18 protein-coding genes are annotated in these 15,926 nt (G+C 67.4%); 8 read left to right on the forward strand and 10 right to left on the reverse strand.

The window, feature by feature from the left end; genetic code table 11:
• Nucleotides 1–43 precede the first annotated feature (43 nt).
• From ACWZJV_RS14295 to trxA, 3 genes are all read left to right on the forward strand, one after another.
• Complete coding sequence (locus tag ACWZJV_RS14295; RefSeq protein ID WP_457181923.1) at nt 44–1,789, forward strand: protein kinase family protein; 1,746 nt, start codon at nt 44–46, stop codon at nt 1,787–1,789.
• A gap of 90 nt (nt 1,790–1,879) precedes the next feature.
• Nucleotides 1,880–2,857 carry a thioredoxin-disulfide reductase gene (gene trxB, locus ACWZJV_RS14300; protein WP_457181924.1) on the forward strand — a complete coding sequence of 326 codons (978 nt, stop codon included), beginning with the start codon at nt 1,880–1,882 and terminating at the stop codon, nt 2,855–2,857.
• 94 nt (nt 2,858–2,951) lie between these two features.
• Complete coding sequence (gene trxA / locus ACWZJV_RS14305) at nt 2,952–3,281, forward strand: thioredoxin (RefSeq protein ID WP_457181925.1); 330 nt, start codon at nt 2,952–2,954, stop codon at nt 3,279–3,281.
• A 104-nt stretch (nt 3,282–3,385) separates the two neighbouring features.
• Here trxA and ACWZJV_RS14310 read toward each other — a convergent pair whose 3' ends face one another.
• Nucleotides 3,386–4,042, reverse strand: coding sequence for a GNAT family N-acetyltransferase (locus ACWZJV_RS14310; RefSeq protein ID WP_008355505.1), 657 nt, complete (start codon nt 4,040–4,042; stop codon nt 3,386–3,388).
• A 67-nt stretch (nt 4,043–4,109) separates the two neighbouring features.
• On the opposite strand from ACWZJV_RS14310, the gene ACWZJV_RS14315 reads away from it, so the two are divergent.
• Nucleotides 4,110–5,426: an aminotransferase-like domain-containing protein gene (locus ACWZJV_RS14315; protein WP_457181926.1), complete on the forward strand. Its 1,317-nt coding sequence runs from the start codon at nt 4,110–4,112 to the stop codon at nt 5,424–5,426.
• A gap of 159 nt (nt 5,427–5,585) precedes the next feature.
• Here ACWZJV_RS14315 and ACWZJV_RS14320 read toward each other — a convergent pair whose 3' ends face one another.
• The 4 genes from ACWZJV_RS14320 to rsmG form a co-directional block, all read right to left on the reverse strand.
• Nucleotides 5,586–6,626, reverse strand: a complete 1,041-nt coding sequence (locus ACWZJV_RS14320) for a ParB/RepB/Spo0J family partition protein (RefSeq protein WP_457181927.1) — start codon at nt 6,624–6,626, stop codon at nt 5,586–5,588.
• Between the two features lie 18 nt (nt 6,627–6,644).
• The gene (locus tag ACWZJV_RS14325; protein ID WP_457181928.1) at nt 6,645–6,869 is read right to left on the reverse strand and encodes a hypothetical protein; all 225 of its coding nucleotides are present in this window, start codon (nt 6,867–6,869) and stop codon (nt 6,645–6,647) included.
• Nucleotides 6,866–7,861, reverse strand: a complete 996-nt coding sequence (locus tag ACWZJV_RS14330) for a ParA family protein (protein WP_269210665.1) — start codon at nt 7,859–7,861, stop codon at nt 6,866–6,868. Before ACWZJV_RS14330 ends, ACWZJV_RS14325 begins: the two co-directional genes overlap by 4 nt.
• An 84-nt stretch (nt 7,862–7,945) precedes the next feature.
• Nucleotides 7,946–8,680 carry a 16S rRNA (guanine(527)-N(7))-methyltransferase RsmG gene (gene rsmG / locus ACWZJV_RS14335; protein WP_457181929.1) on the reverse strand — a complete coding sequence of 245 codons (735 nt, stop codon included), beginning with the start codon at nt 8,678–8,680 and terminating at the stop codon, nt 7,946–7,948.
• A gap of 242 nt (nt 8,681–8,922) precedes the next feature.
• Between rsmG and ACWZJV_RS14340 the strand changes: the two genes are divergently transcribed.
• The 3 genes from ACWZJV_RS14340 (at nt 8,923) to ACWZJV_RS14350 (ending at nt 10,586) form a co-directional block, all read left to right on the forward strand.
• Nucleotides 8,923–9,231 carry a GIY-YIG nuclease family protein gene (locus ACWZJV_RS14340; protein ID WP_196876094.1) on the forward strand — a complete coding sequence of 103 codons (309 nt, stop codon included), beginning with the start codon at nt 8,923–8,925 and terminating at the stop codon, nt 9,229–9,231.
• A 20-nt stretch (nt 9,232–9,251) separates the two neighbouring features.
• Nucleotides 9,252–9,599, forward strand: coding sequence for a hypothetical protein (locus tag ACWZJV_RS14345; protein ID WP_457181930.1), 348 nt, complete (start codon nt 9,252–9,254; stop codon nt 9,597–9,599).
• Between the two features lie 231 nt (nt 9,600–9,830).
• A complete protein-coding gene (locus ACWZJV_RS14350; RefSeq protein WP_196876090.1) occupies nt 9,831–10,586 on the forward strand; it encodes a L,D-transpeptidase family protein in 756 nt (251 codons plus the stop codon).
• A 164-nt stretch (nt 10,587–10,750) separates the two neighbouring features.
• Here ACWZJV_RS14350 and ACWZJV_RS14355 read toward each other — a convergent pair whose 3' ends face one another.
• The 5 genes from ACWZJV_RS14355 to rpmH are packed head-to-tail and all read right to left on the reverse strand — an operon-like array spanning nt 10,751 to nt 13,102.
• Entirely contained in the window at nt 10,751–11,257 is a 507-nt protein-coding gene (locus ACWZJV_RS14355; protein WP_307785716.1) for a Jag family protein, read from the reverse strand.
• An 11-nt stretch (nt 11,258–11,268) separates the two neighbouring features.
• Entirely contained in the window at nt 11,269–12,261 is a 993-nt protein-coding gene (gene yidC / locus ACWZJV_RS14360; RefSeq protein ID WP_008355525.1) for a membrane protein insertase YidC, read from the reverse strand.
• A gap of 4 nt (nt 12,262–12,265) precedes the next feature.
• Nucleotides 12,266–12,589 (reverse strand): membrane protein insertion efficiency factor YidD, encoded by a 324-nt coding sequence (gene yidD / locus ACWZJV_RS14365; protein WP_008355528.1) that lies wholly within the window; start codon nt 12,587–12,589, stop codon nt 12,266–12,268.
• Nucleotides 12,586–12,939 carry a ribonuclease P protein component gene (gene rnpA / locus ACWZJV_RS14370; protein WP_008355529.1) on the reverse strand — a complete coding sequence of 118 codons (354 nt, stop codon included), beginning with the start codon at nt 12,937–12,939 and terminating at the stop codon, nt 12,586–12,588. The genes yidD and rnpA overlap by 4 nt, the downstream gene beginning before the upstream one ends.
• Nucleotides 12,940–12,964: 25 nt before the next feature.
• Complete coding sequence (gene rpmH, locus ACWZJV_RS14375) at nt 12,965–13,102, reverse strand: 50S ribosomal protein L34 (RefSeq protein ID WP_008355531.1); 138 nt, start codon at nt 13,100–13,102, stop codon at nt 12,965–12,967.
• A 609-nt stretch (nt 13,103–13,711) separates the two neighbouring features.
• Here rpmH and dnaA point away from each other — a divergent pair.
• Nucleotides 13,712–15,379, forward strand: coding sequence for a chromosomal replication initiator protein DnaA (dnaA, locus tag ACWZJV_RS14380; RefSeq protein WP_457181955.1), 1,668 nt, complete (start codon nt 13,712–13,714; stop codon nt 15,377–15,379).
• The last annotated feature ends 547 nt before the right edge of the window (nt 15,380–15,926 follow it).

The raw sequence follows: 15,926 nt of genomic DNA on the forward strand, positions 1-15,926 counted from the left end.
AGCCTCATCACTGTCTGGCAAGGTCTGAAAGAATGGGTCCGATATGGAGTTCACGCAATCAGGCGACGTCCTCGCCGGCAGATACCAGCTGACGGATCTGCTGAGCGAGTCCCGTGAGGGACGCTTCTGGCGTGCCCAGGACGCGGTGCTCGGACGCCCGGTTGCCGTGCACGTCCTCGACGCCCGCGACGAGCGCGCGCCGCGCCTGATGGCCGCGGCCCGCAACTCCGCCGCCGTCGGTGACCCCCGGATGCTGCGCGTCCTCGACGCCGCCCAGACCGACCAGGTGGCGTACGTCGTCAACGAGTGGGGCGAGGGCGCGTCGCTGGAGAACGCCCTGGCCGCCGGTGGTCCGCTGCCGCCGCAGCAGGCCGCCTGGATCGCCTCCGAGGTCGCCGACCTGCTGGTCCTGGCCCACGACCAGGGCCACGCCCACGGCCGACTCAACCCCGAGGCCGTGCTGCTCGACGACCTCGGCGCGGTGCGCGTCATCGGCTTCGGGGTCGACGCCGCGCTGCACGGCATCGACCCCGACACGCGTGACTCCCAGCGCCGCGACCGCGTCGACGCCGTCGGCGTCCTCTACGCCGCCCTCACCGGCAAGTGGGCCGGCGAGACCCTGTCCTCGATGCCGCCCGCGCCGCGCGACCACGGCCGCGTGCTCCGTCCCCGGCAGGTACGCGCCGGGGTGCCGCGTCCGCTCGACGACCTGTGCGACCGGGTGCTGGGCAGCGGTGCCGACATGCCGCCGCTGACCGCGGCCGAGCTCCACTCCGCGCTCGCGGGCTTCTCCGGCGAGCCGACCGCGCCCCTCAACCGGCCCTCCGCCATCGACGAGGACACCCAGGCGATGGCCCCGCCGGCCAAGCTCGAGCCCGCCGAGGCACCGGCGGTGTCGAACGCCATCGGCGTGGCCCCCGACGTCGTACGTCCCCAGCGTCAGCGTCCGGCCTCCCCGCCGCCGATGCAGGACCCGACCCCGTCGAAGCCGCTCTTCGCCGACGAGACCCCGGGTTACACGCCTCCGCCGGCGCGCCCGCAGCAGGCACCTTCCGCCGCTCGGCGCCCGGTGGCTCCGGATGCGTCCTACAACGGCTGGCAGGGCCCCTGGACCGGCGCCAACGTACCGATCGCCGAGGAGCCGGACTACAACCAGAAGCCCGGCGCCAACTGGCTCCGCATCGCGATGGGCGTCGCCCTCGTGGTCCTCGTCCTCATCGCCGGCTCGATCGCCTGGAACATCGTCGGCGACGACCCCGACACCACCGCGGAGAACCCCGGCACCGGGAGCAACGGTGGGGACAACCCCACCGCGGCCAAGCCGACCCCCATCAAGGGCATCACCGCGAAGGACCTCGATCCGTTCAGCGACACCAAGTCCGAATATCCCGACCTGGTCCAATACGTCGTCGACGGCAAGACTGGCGATGAGTCTCGCTGGCGCACCGAACGTTACAACGACCAGATCGGTGACCGTCCCCGTTCACTCAAGCCCGGGATCGGTCTCGTGCTCGACCTCAAGGGCGAATACGCCGTCGACTCCCTGAAGTTCAACATGATCGGCGAGCCCACCGATATCGAGGTCTACGTCGGCGACTCCCCGTGGACCGACGCCCCCAGCGGTCGCGCCGCTGCCAAGGCCAGCGTGGGCACCACCGGCGAGATCGAGCTCGACGACGCCCCAGAAGGCGGCTACGTCCTGGTCTGGATGACCGCCCTCCCCCAGGTCGACGGCGGCTACCGGACCGAGGTCGAGGAGATCCAGGTCCTCGGCACCCCCGTCTCCTGACGAGAGTCAGGTATCGGCGTTCGAGGCCATGGAATGTACGTGGCCTACGATCTGTTGTGCAGTTCGCCAGCCACACCTGAGGAGCCATTGATGCCGACCCCGTCGTCCCCGACCGACCCCCGCAACGTGATCGTCGTGGGTTCCGGCCCGTCGGGCTACACCGCAGCGGTCTACAGCGCCCGCGCCGGACTGCAGCCGCTCGTCTTCGAGGGCTCGGTGACCGCCGGCGGCGCCCTGATGAACACCACCGAGGTGGAGAACTTCCCCGGTTTCCGTGACGGCATCATGGGCCCGGAGCTGATGGACAACATGCGTGCCCAGGCGGAGCGCTTCGGTGCCGAGCTCGAGCCCGACGACGTGGTCGAGATGGACCTCACCGGGCCGGTCAAGGTCATCAAGACCGCGACCGACACCCACTACGCGAAGGCCGTCATCCTCGCCACCGGCTCGGGCTACAAGAAGCTCGGCCTGCCCCGTGAGGACGAGCTCTCCGGCAAGGGCGTCTCCTGGTGTGCGACCTGTGACGGCTTCTTCTTCCGCCAGAAGCCCATCGTGGTCGTCGGTGGCGGTGACTCCGCGCTGGAGGAGGCCCTCTTCCTGACCCGCTTCGGCTCGTCGGTCACCCTGCTCGTACGCCGCGACGAGCTGCGCGCCTCCAAGATCATGCAGGAGCGTGCCTTCGCCGACCCGAAGCTCGAGATCGCCTGGAACTCCGTGGTCGAGTCCATCAACGGCGAGCTCTCCGTGGAGAGCATCACCGTCAAGGACACCAAGACCGGCGAGCTGCGCGATCTCGAGTGCTCCGGCCTGTTCATCGCGATCGGCCACATCCCGCGGTCCGAGCTGCTCACCGGCCAGGTCGACCTCGACGACGAGGGCTACGTCCTGACCAAGGAGGGCTCCACCGCCACCAACATCGAGGGCGTCTTCGCCGCCGGTGACCTGGTCGACCACGTCTACCGCCAGGCCATCACCGCCGCCGGCACCGGCTGCCAGGCCGCGCTCGACGCGGAGAAGTTCCTCGCTCACCAGGCCCACGCCGAGGCCGCTGCGGCTGTCTCGGCCTGACGTCTCGTACGTTTTGTAGCGGGAATGCGCGACACAAGCCCAGCGTTCTGACCACAGACCTCCTAAACCCGTCCCTACCGAGAAGGAACCCATCGTGGCTGACAACATGACCGCCGTGACCGACGCCGAGTTCGACTCGACCGTTCTGAAGTCCGAAAAGCCCGTCCTGGTCGACTTCTGGGCCGAGTGGTGCGGCCCGTGCCGCCAGGTGTCCCCGATCCTCGAGGAGCTGGCCGGCGAGCACGGCGACAAGGTCACCTTCACCAAGATGAACGTCGACGAGAACCCGGTCACCCCCTCCAACTACCGCGTGACCGGCATCCCGACCATCAACGTCTACCAGAACGGCGAGGTCGTGAAGTCCATCGTCGGCGCCAAGCCGAAGGCCGCGCTCCTCAAGGAGCTGCAGGAGTTCATCGGCTGACACCAGCTGTCACCCGCCTGGCCCGCCCCTGTCACAGGGGCGGGCCGGCGTCATTTCAGGGTCGGTGGTCTCGACAGGCTCGACCACCGTTTCACGGGAAACAATCAGTCGCTGTCGCGATGCAGCTCGGTGGAGGCCGGTGACGGATGGCTGCGGGGACGTACGACCTCCCGCAACCGCTCCCAGGCCGACTCGAAGTCGTCGATCCAGGTGACCGTCTGCTTCAGGTCCATCCGCATCCGCGGCACGGTCGGATGCTCGCGATAGGTCTTGAAGCCCACGCGCCCGAGGAAGTCGGCCGGAGCGGCGCAGCGGCGGCCATGGATGCCGCTCAGCGGCCCGACGTCGCCGAAGGCCTCGATGGCCCGGAACTCACCGCGTTGCACCAGGTCACGGGCCATTCCCTGGACGAGCATCCGGCCGATCCCACCGCCCGCACGACGCGGGTCTATCCACACGGTGGTCATCAGCACGGCATCGGCGGAGACCGGCCCGGACGGGAACGAGGCCACCCGCGGGACGAAGACCGGCGGCGCGTAGAGCACGAAGCCCACCGGCGTACCGTCCACCACCGCCACCCGGCCGCACGATCCCCACTCGCGGAGCACCTCGGAGATCCACGCCTCCTTGAGCGCGATCGTCTGCGAGGCGTCGACGCGGCGATGGCCGACGGGGTCGCGCTCCCAGAACAGACAGGCGCGGCACGGCGCCGGGACCTCGGCGAAGAGGTCCAGCGTCAGCGGAAGGATCCTGCGTGCCATGTCTCACCCTTGATCATCGGTTAAGGGTCTGTCACCAGCGTATGCGATCCTTCATGATGGTGACACCATGACTGATCTTCCCCAGCGCGCAACATCATCCCGCCTCGACCCCTACGCCGACCGCTACGCCGCCCGCACGGCAGGCATGACGGTCTCGGAGGTGCGAGCTCTCTTCGCAGTCGCAGCGCGCCCGGAGGTCGTCTCGCTGGCCGGCGGCATGCCCAACATCTCCAGCCTCCCGCTGGACGTGGTCGGCGACTCGATCAAGGACCTGGTCCTGAGCCAGGGCCCGACCGCGCTGCAGTACGGCGGCGGCCAGGGTGACCCCGTCCTGCGCGAGCAGATCTGCGAGGTCATGCGCCTGGAGGGCATCGAGGCCCACCCCGACGACGTCGTCGTCACCGTCGGCTCCCAGCAGGCAGTCGACCTGGTCACCCGCGTCTTCTGCGACCCCGGCGACGTCGTGATCTGTGAGGCCCCGTCGTACGTCGGGGCCCTCGGTGTCTTCAAGGGCTATCAGTGCGACGTGGTGCATGCCGAGGTCGACGCCAGCGGCCTCATCCCGAGCGCGCTGGAGCAGGCGATCGTCTCCACCAAGGCCTCGGGCCGCCGGGTGAAGTTCCTCTACACGATCCCGAACTTCCAGAACCCGACCGGCGTCACCATGACGCCCGAGCGCCGCACCGAGATCCTCGAGATCTGCCGTCGCCACGACATCCTGGTGCTCGAGGACAACCCCTACGGTCTCCTCGGCTTCGACGACGAGCCCCGCCCGGCGATGCGCGCCCAGGATCCGGGGGTCATCTACCTCGGCTCCTTCTCCAAGACGTTCTCCCCCGGCCTGCGCGTCGGCTGGGCGCTGGCCCCCTCCGCGATCCGCGAGAAGCTGGTCCTCGCCCAGGAGTCCGCGACGCTCTGTCCGCCGCCGTTCAACCAGATGGCCGTCTCCGCCTACCTCTCCAACCACGACTGGCAGGGCCAGATCAAGGAGATGCGGGAGATGTACCGCGAGCGCCGCGACGCCATGCTCGACGCGCTCGAGGACTACATGCCCGCGGCCTGCACCTGGACCAAGCCCGAGGGCGGTTTCTTCGTCTGGCTGACGCTCCCCTCCGGCATCGACTGCAAGGCGATGCTGCCCCGGGCGGTCACCGCCCGCGTGGCGTACGTCCCCGGCACCGGCTTCTTCGCCGACGGCTTCGGCGCCTCGTCGATGCGGATCTCCTACTGCTACCCCACTCCGGAGCGGATCCGAGAGGGCGTACGCCGCCTGGCCGGCGTCATCGAGGCCGAGATGGAGCTCCTGGAGACGTTCGGCGCGACCGGCCCGATCCCGGGACTGCCCATCCGCGGCGCCGAGCACCCCTCGACGAACACGCAGTAGGTCCTCGCGCCCCTCCGGGCGTCATCTCGACAAGCTCGATGACCGGTCGTCGAGCTTGTCGAGACCACTGCGCCCTCGGCTGGGCCATCTCGACGGGCTCGACGACCCGGCCGAAATCCCTCTAGCTATTTGTCGACAAAACGCTTTATCGCTTGATGCCTAAATGGATTCGTCCGCAGGCGGCGACATCAGCTCGACGATCCGTCGCAGGTCATCCAGCGTGGCGAACTCGACGGTGATCTTTCCCTTGGAACGCCCCAGATCGACCTTGACGCGGGTGTCGAAGCGGTCCGAGAGCCTGTCGGAGATCTCCTTGAGCCCTGGCGCACTCGGCTTGGCCCGGCGCACGCGTGGCGTGGCGAAGGCGTCGCCGTCCGGGTCGCCGAGAGCGACGATCTCCTCGAGGCCGCGCACGGAGATGCCCTCCGCGACGACCTTCTGGGCGAGCTTGTCCTGCTGTGCCTCGCCGTCGACCGCCAGCAGCGCCCGGGCGTGGCCGGCGGAGAGCACGCCCGCGGCGACTCTGCGCTGCACCGACGGCGACAGCTTCAGCAGCCGGATCGTGTTCGAGATCTGCGGCCGCGACCGGCCGATCCGCTGCGCGAGCTCGTCGTGCGTACAGGCGAAGTCGTTGAGCAACTGCTGGTAGGCGGCCGCCTCTTCGAGGGGGTTCAGCTGCGAGCGGTGGAGGTTCTCCAGGAGCGCGTCGCGGAGCATGTCGGTGTCGTCGGTCTCGCGGACGATCGCCGGGATGACATCGAGGCCGGCCTGCTGGGTGGCGCGCCAACGGCGCTCACCCATGACCAGCTCGTAGGAGTCGGTGTCCACCTTCCGGACGACGATGGGCTGCAGAAGGCCGATCTCACTGATCGAATGGACCAGTTCGGCCATCGCCTCCTCGTCGAAGACCTGACGAGGCTGCACGTGGTTCGGGTGGATCTGCTTGACCGGGAGTTCGGCGAAATATGCGCCGTCGACGGGTGCCAGATCCGAATTCTCGATCTGGCGGCCTTCCGCCGAGCCGGTGGACCCGGGGTCCACGGATGGGCCAGAAGTCGCTCCAGCGGAAAGGTCCGAATGACGGACGTCAGGCTGGACAGAAGCGCTGTCCGTCGACTCGTTTCCGTTGGTGGCAGGAGCGGTCGGGATCAGCGAGCCCAGACCCCGTCCGAGACCACGCTTCGGCGGCTGCTTGCTCATATTTCGGTGTCCCCCATGTCAGTTTCTTGCTGCTTTGCGGGTGGTCTCGACAGGCTCGACCACCGATGTTCCACCGGCTTTGCGGGTGGTCTCGACAGGCTCGACCACCGATGTTCCACCGGCTTGGTGAGTGGTCTCGACAGGCTCGACCACCGATGTTTCGCCAGCTTTGCGGGTGGTCTCGACAGGCTCGACCACCGGTGTTCCACCGGCTTCGCGGGCGGTCGCGACTAGCTCGATCATCCCTGCTCGCCCTGTTTGGCGAGCTCCTTGGCGGCCTCGAGATAGCTCAGGGCGCCCGGCGAGCCCGGGTCGTACGTCATCACCGTCTGCCCGAACGACGGTGCCTCGGACACGCGCACGGCGCGGGGGATGAACGTGCGCATGACGGTGTCGCCGAAGTGCTCGCGGACCTCCTCGGCGACCTGCGAGGCGAGGCGGGTGCGGGCGTCGTACATCGTGATCAGCATCGAGGAGACCTTGAGCGACGGGTTCAGCGCGGCGCGCACCATCTCGACCGTCTTGAGGAGCTGACCGAGACCCTCCAGCGCGTAGTACTCCGCCTGGATCGGGATCATCACCTCGGTGCTCGCGACGAGCGCGTTGACCGTCAGCAGGCCCAGCGACGGCGGGCAGTCGATGAGGACGTAGTCCCAGCGGTCCTCCGCGTCGCCGACGCGAGGGGACTTCGCCAGCGCCGTCTTCAGGCGCTGCTCACGACCCTCCTCCTCGACGAGCTCGACCTCGGCACCGGCCAGGTCGATGGTCGCCGGCACGAGCTCGAGGCCGTCCAGCTTCGGCACCGGCACGACGACGTCCTCGATCGCCGCACCCTCGACCAGGACCTCGTACGTCCCCGGGGTGCCCTGGTAGTGGTCGACGTCGAACGCGGTGCAGGCGTTGCCCTGCGGGTCGAGGTCGATGACCAGCACCTTCTGGCCGAGCTGGGCCAGCGCCGCCGCGATGTTCACCGTCGAGGTGGTCTTGCCGACCCCACCCTTCTGGTTGGCGGAGACGATCACGCGCGTGCTCGCCGGCCGCGGCAGCGGCGGCCGGTTGCTCGCGGCGCCCCGCGCCAGGAGCGTGTGCTCGGCGGCAGCGGCCAGCGGCGTCGTCTCCGTGGCGAAGTCGTTCTCGAAGGATGCGATGTCGCCGGCCGTACGGAGCCTGATCGACACCGGCTCGTCGGTTTCACGTGAAACGGCGTTCTGTGCGCTCTCGTCGTCGTACGGCATAGTTCCTAACCCTCCATAGCCGGTGGTCGAGCTTGTCGAGACCACCCGGTGGTCGAGCCTGTCGAGACCACCGCGTTGTGCGCGTCAGCGGCGCTTCTTCCGGGATCCACCCTTGGACCCCTTCTGGCCGCCCTTCGGGACCGGCGGCCAATCTACCCGTGCGGGATCCGACCAAACCACCCGAACCGCGACAGTTGTCGTCTCCAAAACGCCTACACCTAGCTCCGAGACCGTCGGAGGGGCGCATCCCCACTTCTTCAGCTCTGAGTCGGCCTCCGCGATCTCCGCCTCGATGCTCGACCCCTTCATCGCGACGAGCGCTCCGGTGGGAACCACCAACGGCATCGACCAGTCGAGCAGCTTCCCCAGGCCGGCGACCGCTCGCGAGGTCACCACGTCGAACCCGAGCTCACCGTGGAAGGCATCCGCTCTCCCCCGCAGCACCGTCACGTTCTCGAGCCCGAGATCCTCGGCGACCTCCTCGAGAAAGGTCGTACGCCGCAGCAGCGGCTCGATCAGCGTGATCTGCAGATCCGGGCGGGCGATCGCGAGGACCAGGCCCGGGAGCCCCGCGCCGGAGCCGATGTCCGCCACGGCGACCCCTTCCGGGATCACCTCGCCCAGCACGGCGCAGTTGAGGATGTGCCGGTCCCACAGCCGCGGAACCTCCCGGGGCCCGATCAGACCTCGCACCACCCCGGCGTCGGCCAGCCAGGCCGCGTACCTCTCCGCGAGCTCCAGCCGATCGGCCGGAAAGACCTTCTCCGCTCGGGGATCGATCTTCCCGAGACCCTCCACACCCTCACGCTCCTCGCTCACAGATCAAACTGTTTCACGTGAAACGCACAACCCAGAACTTCCCGCCCTAACCAACACTGACCCCCTGGTGGTCGAGCCTGTCGAGACCACCCCGTCCGCCCCACGACCGGTCCCTCCCGGTGGTCGAGCCTGTCGAGACCACCACCCCGTCGCCACCCTCGAGGTCTCGACAAGCTCGACCTCCGGATAAGCAAGAGCTCGCCGGCCCAAGACTGTCGGTGGTCCCGCTCATGATGAGCGGCATGGCTTACACCTACATGCTTCTCTGCGCAGACCGAACCCTCTACGTCGGCAGCACGACCGACCTCGAACGCCGGATGTCCGAGCACCGCGTCGGCCTCGGCTCGGAGTACACCCGCCATCGCCTCCCCGTGCAGCTGGTCTGGTACGAGCAGTACGACAACGTCGCCCATGCCTTCGACCGGGAGAAGCAGCTTCAGAACTGGAGCCGCGCCAAACGGCTCGCGCTCATCAGAGGACAGCTCGGCGACCTCCCGCGGCTCGCCAACACGTCGCAGACGCCGCACCCTCTGGACCCGCCCCCGCAGTGAAGGTCATCTCGACAAGCTCGATGACCGAGCCCGTCCCATCCAAGGTCATCTCGACAAGCTCGATGACCGCGAACCCGGTGGTCGAGCCTGTCGAGACCACCACCCCCAACCACAGCCACCTCGACAAGCTCGATGACCCCAAGAACGGTGGTCGAGCCTGTCGAGACCACCACCCCAACGAGAGTCATCTCGACAAGCTCGATGACCCCAAGAACGGTGGTCGAGCCTGTCGAGACCACCACCCCAACGAGAGTCATCTCGACAAGCTCGATGACCGCGAACCCGGTGGTCGAGCTTGTCGAGACCACGACACCGACCCCGCACAGACCGTGGTCTCGACAGGCTCGACCACCGCACGTTTCACGTGAAACACACCCCCCAACGACCCCTCGAGCGACCACATCCCGACGAATCCAGAGAAGGGTCCGGAAAGGGGTCTCAGGGGCTCCCGGTGCGCTAAAGTCCGCGAGCAGCCATCGCGCAATCTGATGCAACCGCACACGCTGCTCGAACGTCTTAGTCGTAGAACGTCGCACCTCGAGTGCGACCCCAGCGGCCCGCGCGACCGGGCCACGATTCCTTGACCCCACGGAGATGATGTGAACGTCCGTAGAACCCCGGTGGCGATCTTCCTCACCACCCTCCTTGCCCTGGGATTCTCCCTGGGCTCGATCGCGGCGCCCGGCGGCGCCCAGGCCAGTGCGCCGTCGGCCTCCATCGGTCAGACCGGCTTCCACACGGCCTACACCGTCCTCTACCAGCAGGGCTCGACCGGCATCGGGGTGCGGAGGGTTCAGGCTCGCCTCAAGGAGCGGCGCATCTACACCGGCCGCGTCACCGGCAACTACGGCTCCAAGACCACCGGCGCCGTCAAGGTCTTCCAGCGCAACCAGCACCTGGCCATCACCGGCAAGGTCAACCAGCGCACCCTCGACCGCCTCCGCTCGCTGACGAGCACCCCGACCGACGCGGCGCTCTACAACCTCGACCGCCGCTGCCTCACCGGCCGGGTGCTCTGCGTCGACAAGACCGACCGCCGGATGCGCTACGTACGCGCCGGCAAGATCGTCCGGGCGATGGATGCCCGCTTCGGTTGCGCGGACACCAAGACCCGCGAGGGCGCGTTCAAGGTCTACCGCAAGAGCCGCAACCACGTCTCGTCGATCTACCACACGCCGATGCCGTACGCGATGTTCTTCAACGGCGGCCAGGCCGTGCACTACTCGCCCGACTTCGCCGCCCGCGGCTACAACGGCTGCTCCCACGGCTGCGTGAACGTCCGCAACAAGTCGTCCATCGCGTGGGTCTTCGACCAGATCCGCATCGGCGACCGGGTCATCGTCTACTGGTCCTAGACGCTCCGGTGGTCGAGCCTGTCGAGACCACGAACCATGCGTCACCGCAGTGGTCATCTCGACAAGCTCGACGACCGACCCCCGCCCGTTCCACGTGAAACATCCGCACAAAGAGATCGCCCCTCGTGCCAGTCGGCACGAGGGGCGATCTCTTTGTGTCAGCGTCACTCAGGCAGGACGACCACGTAGCGTCGCGGCTCCACACCGGAGGACTCCGAGGTGAGTCCCGCGGCGGCGACGGCGTCGTGGACGACCTTCCGCTCGAACGGCGACATCGGCTTGAGCGAGACCGGCGCACCGGACTCCTTGACCTTCGCGACGGTCTCCTCGGCAAGCGCCATCAGCGTCGAGCGACGGTCGGCGCGGTAGCCACCGACGTCGAGCATCAGCCGGGACCGCTCGCCGGTCTCGCGGTAGACAGCGAGCCGGGTCAGCTCCTGGAGCGCGTCCAGGACCTCTCCGTGCCGGCCGACCAGCTGCTGCAGGTCGCCACCGACGATCGAGACCGCGGCACGGTCGCCCTCGACGTCCATGTCGAGGTCACCGTCCAGGTCGGCGATGTCGAGGAGCTCCTCGAGGTAGTCCGCCGCGATGTCACCCTCCTGCTCGAGCTGCTTGAGGCGCGTCTCTTCGGTGACCGCGTCTTCAGTCTCGGTCACGGTCTCGCTCACGTCCTGAGTCGTCACTTGGTTCCCCCGTTCTTCTGGGTCGTGGAGCGACCGGCGCTCGTGCCGGCCTTCTTCCGCTGGCTCCTGGTCTGGTTCTTGGGCTGCGTACGCGTCGCGGAGCGCTTCTCCGCCTCCGCCGCCTCGTTGGCCTCGGCGATGTCGATCTCCGCGTCGGTCAGGCCCTTCTTCCGGCGCTTGGCCTTGTCACGCTCCTGCTTCGCCTCGAACGCCGGAGTGCCCGGGGCCGGGTTGTTGCGGATCACGTAGAACTGCTGGCCCATGGTCCACAGGTTGGAGGAGGTCCAGTAGAGGATCGTTCCGACCGGGAAGGCGATACCACCGACAGCGAACACGACGGGGAGGACGTAGAGCAGAAGCTTCTGCTGCTGGGCGTACTGTCCGGTCATCGCGTCGGCCGGCATGTTCTTCGACATCAGCTGACGCTGGGTGAGGAACGTGGTGGCGATCATCGCCACGACCAGGAAGCCGGTCAGGAAGTACGTGCTGGTGTGGTCGGCCGTCGTGAACTGGTCCGAGAGCAGCGAGCCGAGCCAGGTCGACGTGGCGAACTCGTGGGCGGCTTCGTCGCTCAGGAATCCCTTGCCGATGCCGTCCGAGGCGTGCTCGAGCATCCGGAACAGGACGAAGAAGATCGGCATCTGCAGCAGCAGCGGCAGGCAGGACGCGAACGGGTTGGTGCCCGAGTCCTTGTAGAGCTTCATGGTCTCGTTGGCGAGCTTCTCGCGGTCGTGACCGTACTTCTTCTGAAGCTCGCGGACCTTCGGCTGCAGCAGCTGCATGTTGCGGCTGGAGTTGATCTGCTTCACGAACAGCGGGATCAGCAGCGCTCGGATGGTCACGGTCAGGCCGACGATGGCCAGAGCCCACTGCCAGCCTTCAGACGGAATGACGTACGCGAACGCCTTCTGCCACACGAGCAGGATGCCCGAGATGGCGTAATACAGCGGTGTTGCGATCCATCCGAACAGATCGCCTATGGCTCCCACGGAATCAGGCTCCTCGGTTTGGGGAGTCCGCACTTACACGGACAACGTCTTCAGGGGTTTTGGTAGGTACGGGATCGAAGCCCCGGGTCTTGGCCCAGGGGACGCACCGGGCCAGACGGCGCGCCGTCAGCCAGCTCCCGCGCCACGGGCCGTGCGTCCTGACGGCCTCGAGTCCGTACGCCGAGCACGACGGGTAGTAGCGGCACACATCGCCGTAGAGCGGACTGACCAGAGTCCGCCACACGTGCAGCAGCCCGATCAGGACGGACGCGACCAGGTGGTCGAACCTGTCGAGGCCGCCACGTACGACGCGGACTGCCGTGCTCATCGGAGCACCCGCTCCAGGCAGCGCCGCAGATCGGCGCCGAGCGCGTCGTAGTCGGCGTCGGCGGCAGCGGGAAGCGCACGGACCACAAGCACAGCAGAGCCCGGGAGTCCGCTCAGGGACTCCCGGGCCTGATGACGCAGTCTGCGCTTCACACGATTCCGGACGACGGCCGGGCCGACGGCCTTGCTCACCACGAAGCCCACCTGCGGGTCGCTCTCCCGAGTGGCATCGCTGCCGGTGTCGGGGACGAGCAGATGGACCACCAGGCTCTTCGAGCCCGCGCGCTTGCCTCGTCGTACCGCTTCTTTGAAGCCCGACGAATCGATCAGTCGATGACGACGTGGCAGCACGCGCGTGGTGGCTGAGGCCGGGGCCTCAGACGGTCAGGCTCGCGCGACCCTTGCGGCGGCGCGCCGCGAGGATGGCACGGCCGGCGCGGGTGCGCATGCGCAGGCGGAAACCGTGCGTCTTGTGACGGCGGCGGTTGTTCGGCTGGTAAGTACGCTTGCTCACGGGGTGCTTCCTTAGTGGTGTGGTGTGGTGGCCGGTCGCTCTTCCGGCACGAATGGGGTCGCCCTCGGTGTTTCCAGGCGGGCCGTTTCAACAAACACCGCCCGTCCGCGCCTCGGCGACCAAGGCGTGGACATGCGGCATCCGTAGATTCGACGGACCTAGCAACGGTACGTGGACGGCGAAACCACGGTCAAACTCACGCCCTATCACATCCCTGTGATTATGCCTCCACCTGTGGAGGACGGGTTGCCCGTGGAGGTCGCCAGCCGGTAACTTCGTCCTCTACCGAGGTTTCCCTGCACATCGTCAGGAGCGTCGGCCGCATTCGGGGGGATGCCAAGCCGGGATCTATTTTTCCCGCCTGACCTGCCGAAACGGTCGGATTCTCGAGAACGGCGACGTGTCTCGGTTGGTCTCCGATGCCTACATTCGGGGATGCTCCACAGCTTGTGGAAAAGTCTGTGGAGGATGTAGACCTGACCGCTGCGTCAATCCAGGCTGCATCAAGACAAGACCACCCACCCGAGCCCTCAGGGAAGGCAGGAATCTGTGGAGCACTCCGGCCTCGCGCCAGAACCACAGCCAGATCTCCAGTCCGCATGGACGCGGGTGGTCGCCGAGCTTCCGCCGAACCAGCGAGCCTGGCTCCGGGACAGTGAGCCGCTCACCCTGCACGGGTCGACCGCGATCGTCGAGGTCCCCAACGACTTCATCCGCAACCAGATCGAGGGCCGCCTGCGCGGCACCCTGGAGAAGTCGCTCGGTGAGATCTTCAACCGCGAGATCCGGATCGCGGTCACCGTCAACCCCGACATCGAGGTCACGCCCGACCCCGACACCCAGGCGATCATGATCTCCGAGCGCGAGATCGCTGCTGCCGACGCGGCCGCGGCCGCGCTCCAGCAGAACGCCTTCCCGAACCCGTCGGCCTTCCCGCACCAGTCGGTCTACCCGACCAACGCGCCGGGCCTGATCCCCGGCGTCCCGCCGGCCACCGAGATGCCGCGCGAGCAGCCCGGGGCCCCTGTCGCCTACGCGGCACCGCAGGCTCCGACCGTGCCGCCGCCCACTCAGCAGCCGTCTCAGCCGGCAGGTCATGACGACGTACGTCCCGACTATGCCGATATGTCGACAAATCCCCCGGCTCCTCCGGTGGCTCCCATCGAGGAGCCCGTCCCGCCGCGGCCGCTCGTGCCCGGCCCGCCGACGCGGGCGAGCGAGCCGAGCCACAACGTCCTCGAGACCCGGCTGAACCCGAAGTACACCTTCGAGACCTTCGTCATCGGGTCGTCCAACCGGTTCCCGCACGCGGCCGCGGTCGCGGTCAGCGAGGCGCCGGGCAAGGCCTACAACCCGCTGCTCGTCTACGGCGAGTCCGGTCTGGGCAAGACCCACCTGCTGCACGCGATCGGTCACTACGTCCGGAGTCTCTACTCCGGGGCGAAGGTGCGCTACGTCAGCTCGGAGGAGTTCACCAACGAGTTCATCAACGCGATCCGCGACGACCGGCAGGACCGGTTCAAGCGGCGCTACCGCGATGTCGACGTCCTGCTGATCGACGACATCCAGTTCTTGGAGGGGAAGACCCAGACGCAGGAGGAGTTCTTCCACACCTTCAACACGCTCCACAACGCCAACAAGCAGATCGTGCTCACCTCCGACCGCCCGCCCAAGCGGCTCGAGGCGCTCGAGGACCGGCTGCGCAACCGGTTCGAGTGGGGCCTGATCACCGACGTGCAGCCGCCGGACATCGAGACCCGCATCGCGATCCTTCGTAAGAAGGCGGCGATGGAGCGGCTCACCGCGCCGCCCGACGTGCTCGAGTTCATCGCGAGCAAGATCCAGACCAACATCCGTGAGCTCGAGGGCGCGCTGATCCGGGTGACGGCGTTCGCCAACCTCAACCGGCAGGACGTCGACCTGACCCTGGCCGAGATCGTCCTCAAGGACCTGATCCCGGAGGGTGGCGAGCCCGAGATCACCGCCGGCCTGATCATCGCCCAGACCGCGGCCTACTTCGGGCTGTCGATCGACGAGCTCACCGGCCCCTCGCGCGGGCGTCACCTCGTCATGGCCCGCCAGATCGCCATGTATCTGTGCCGTGAGCTCACCGAGGACTCCCTGCCCAAGATCGGCAAGCACTTCGGCGGCCGCGACCACACGACCGTGATGTACGCCGAGCGGAAGATCAACCAGCTCCTCGCCGAGCGCCGAGCCGTCTTCAACCAGGTCTCCGAGCTCACCAACCGCGTCAAGATGCAGGCGCGCCAGGCCTAGCCGAACCAGCAGTCGTACGCGGCCGCCGCCCCTTCCGGGTCGGCGGCCGTTTCGCGTTTTGGGATTTGGAAAACCCACAGGACGAGATTTCCCAGGTTGTCCACAGCCCACAGGTTGGGTGGAACCTGTGGAGAACCGGCCGTTCAAATGGGATGGAAAAGGGGATGGTCTGTGCACAAAACACCGGAACGGGCCGACAACTCTCCACAGCCCACAGTGACGTGCGTCATTTCAGCAAGGCGTCCACACCCCCTGTGGAATCACATTTCCTGGCTTGACCAGGTAAAACCGCGATCATCCACATTTCCCACAGATGCTCTTACGACGTACGAAACTATTTATGTCCATGGATCCTCGGTGAAATTCCACGAACGCCCTTCCCTGGGGACAACCCGCTCCGCGCTTCGAGCGCCCTGGACGCTTGTGCAGAGACGACAGGGCTGAGCGCTTACCGGTTGTCGGCGGTCCGTGGCAGGATGCGTACTCCAGGTCATGTCAACGCGGGGGCGTTCCGGAACCGGTGGCGTCTTCCCCCAGGTTCAAGCAC

Source organism: Nocardioides sp. WG-D5, from assembly GCF_054031175.1.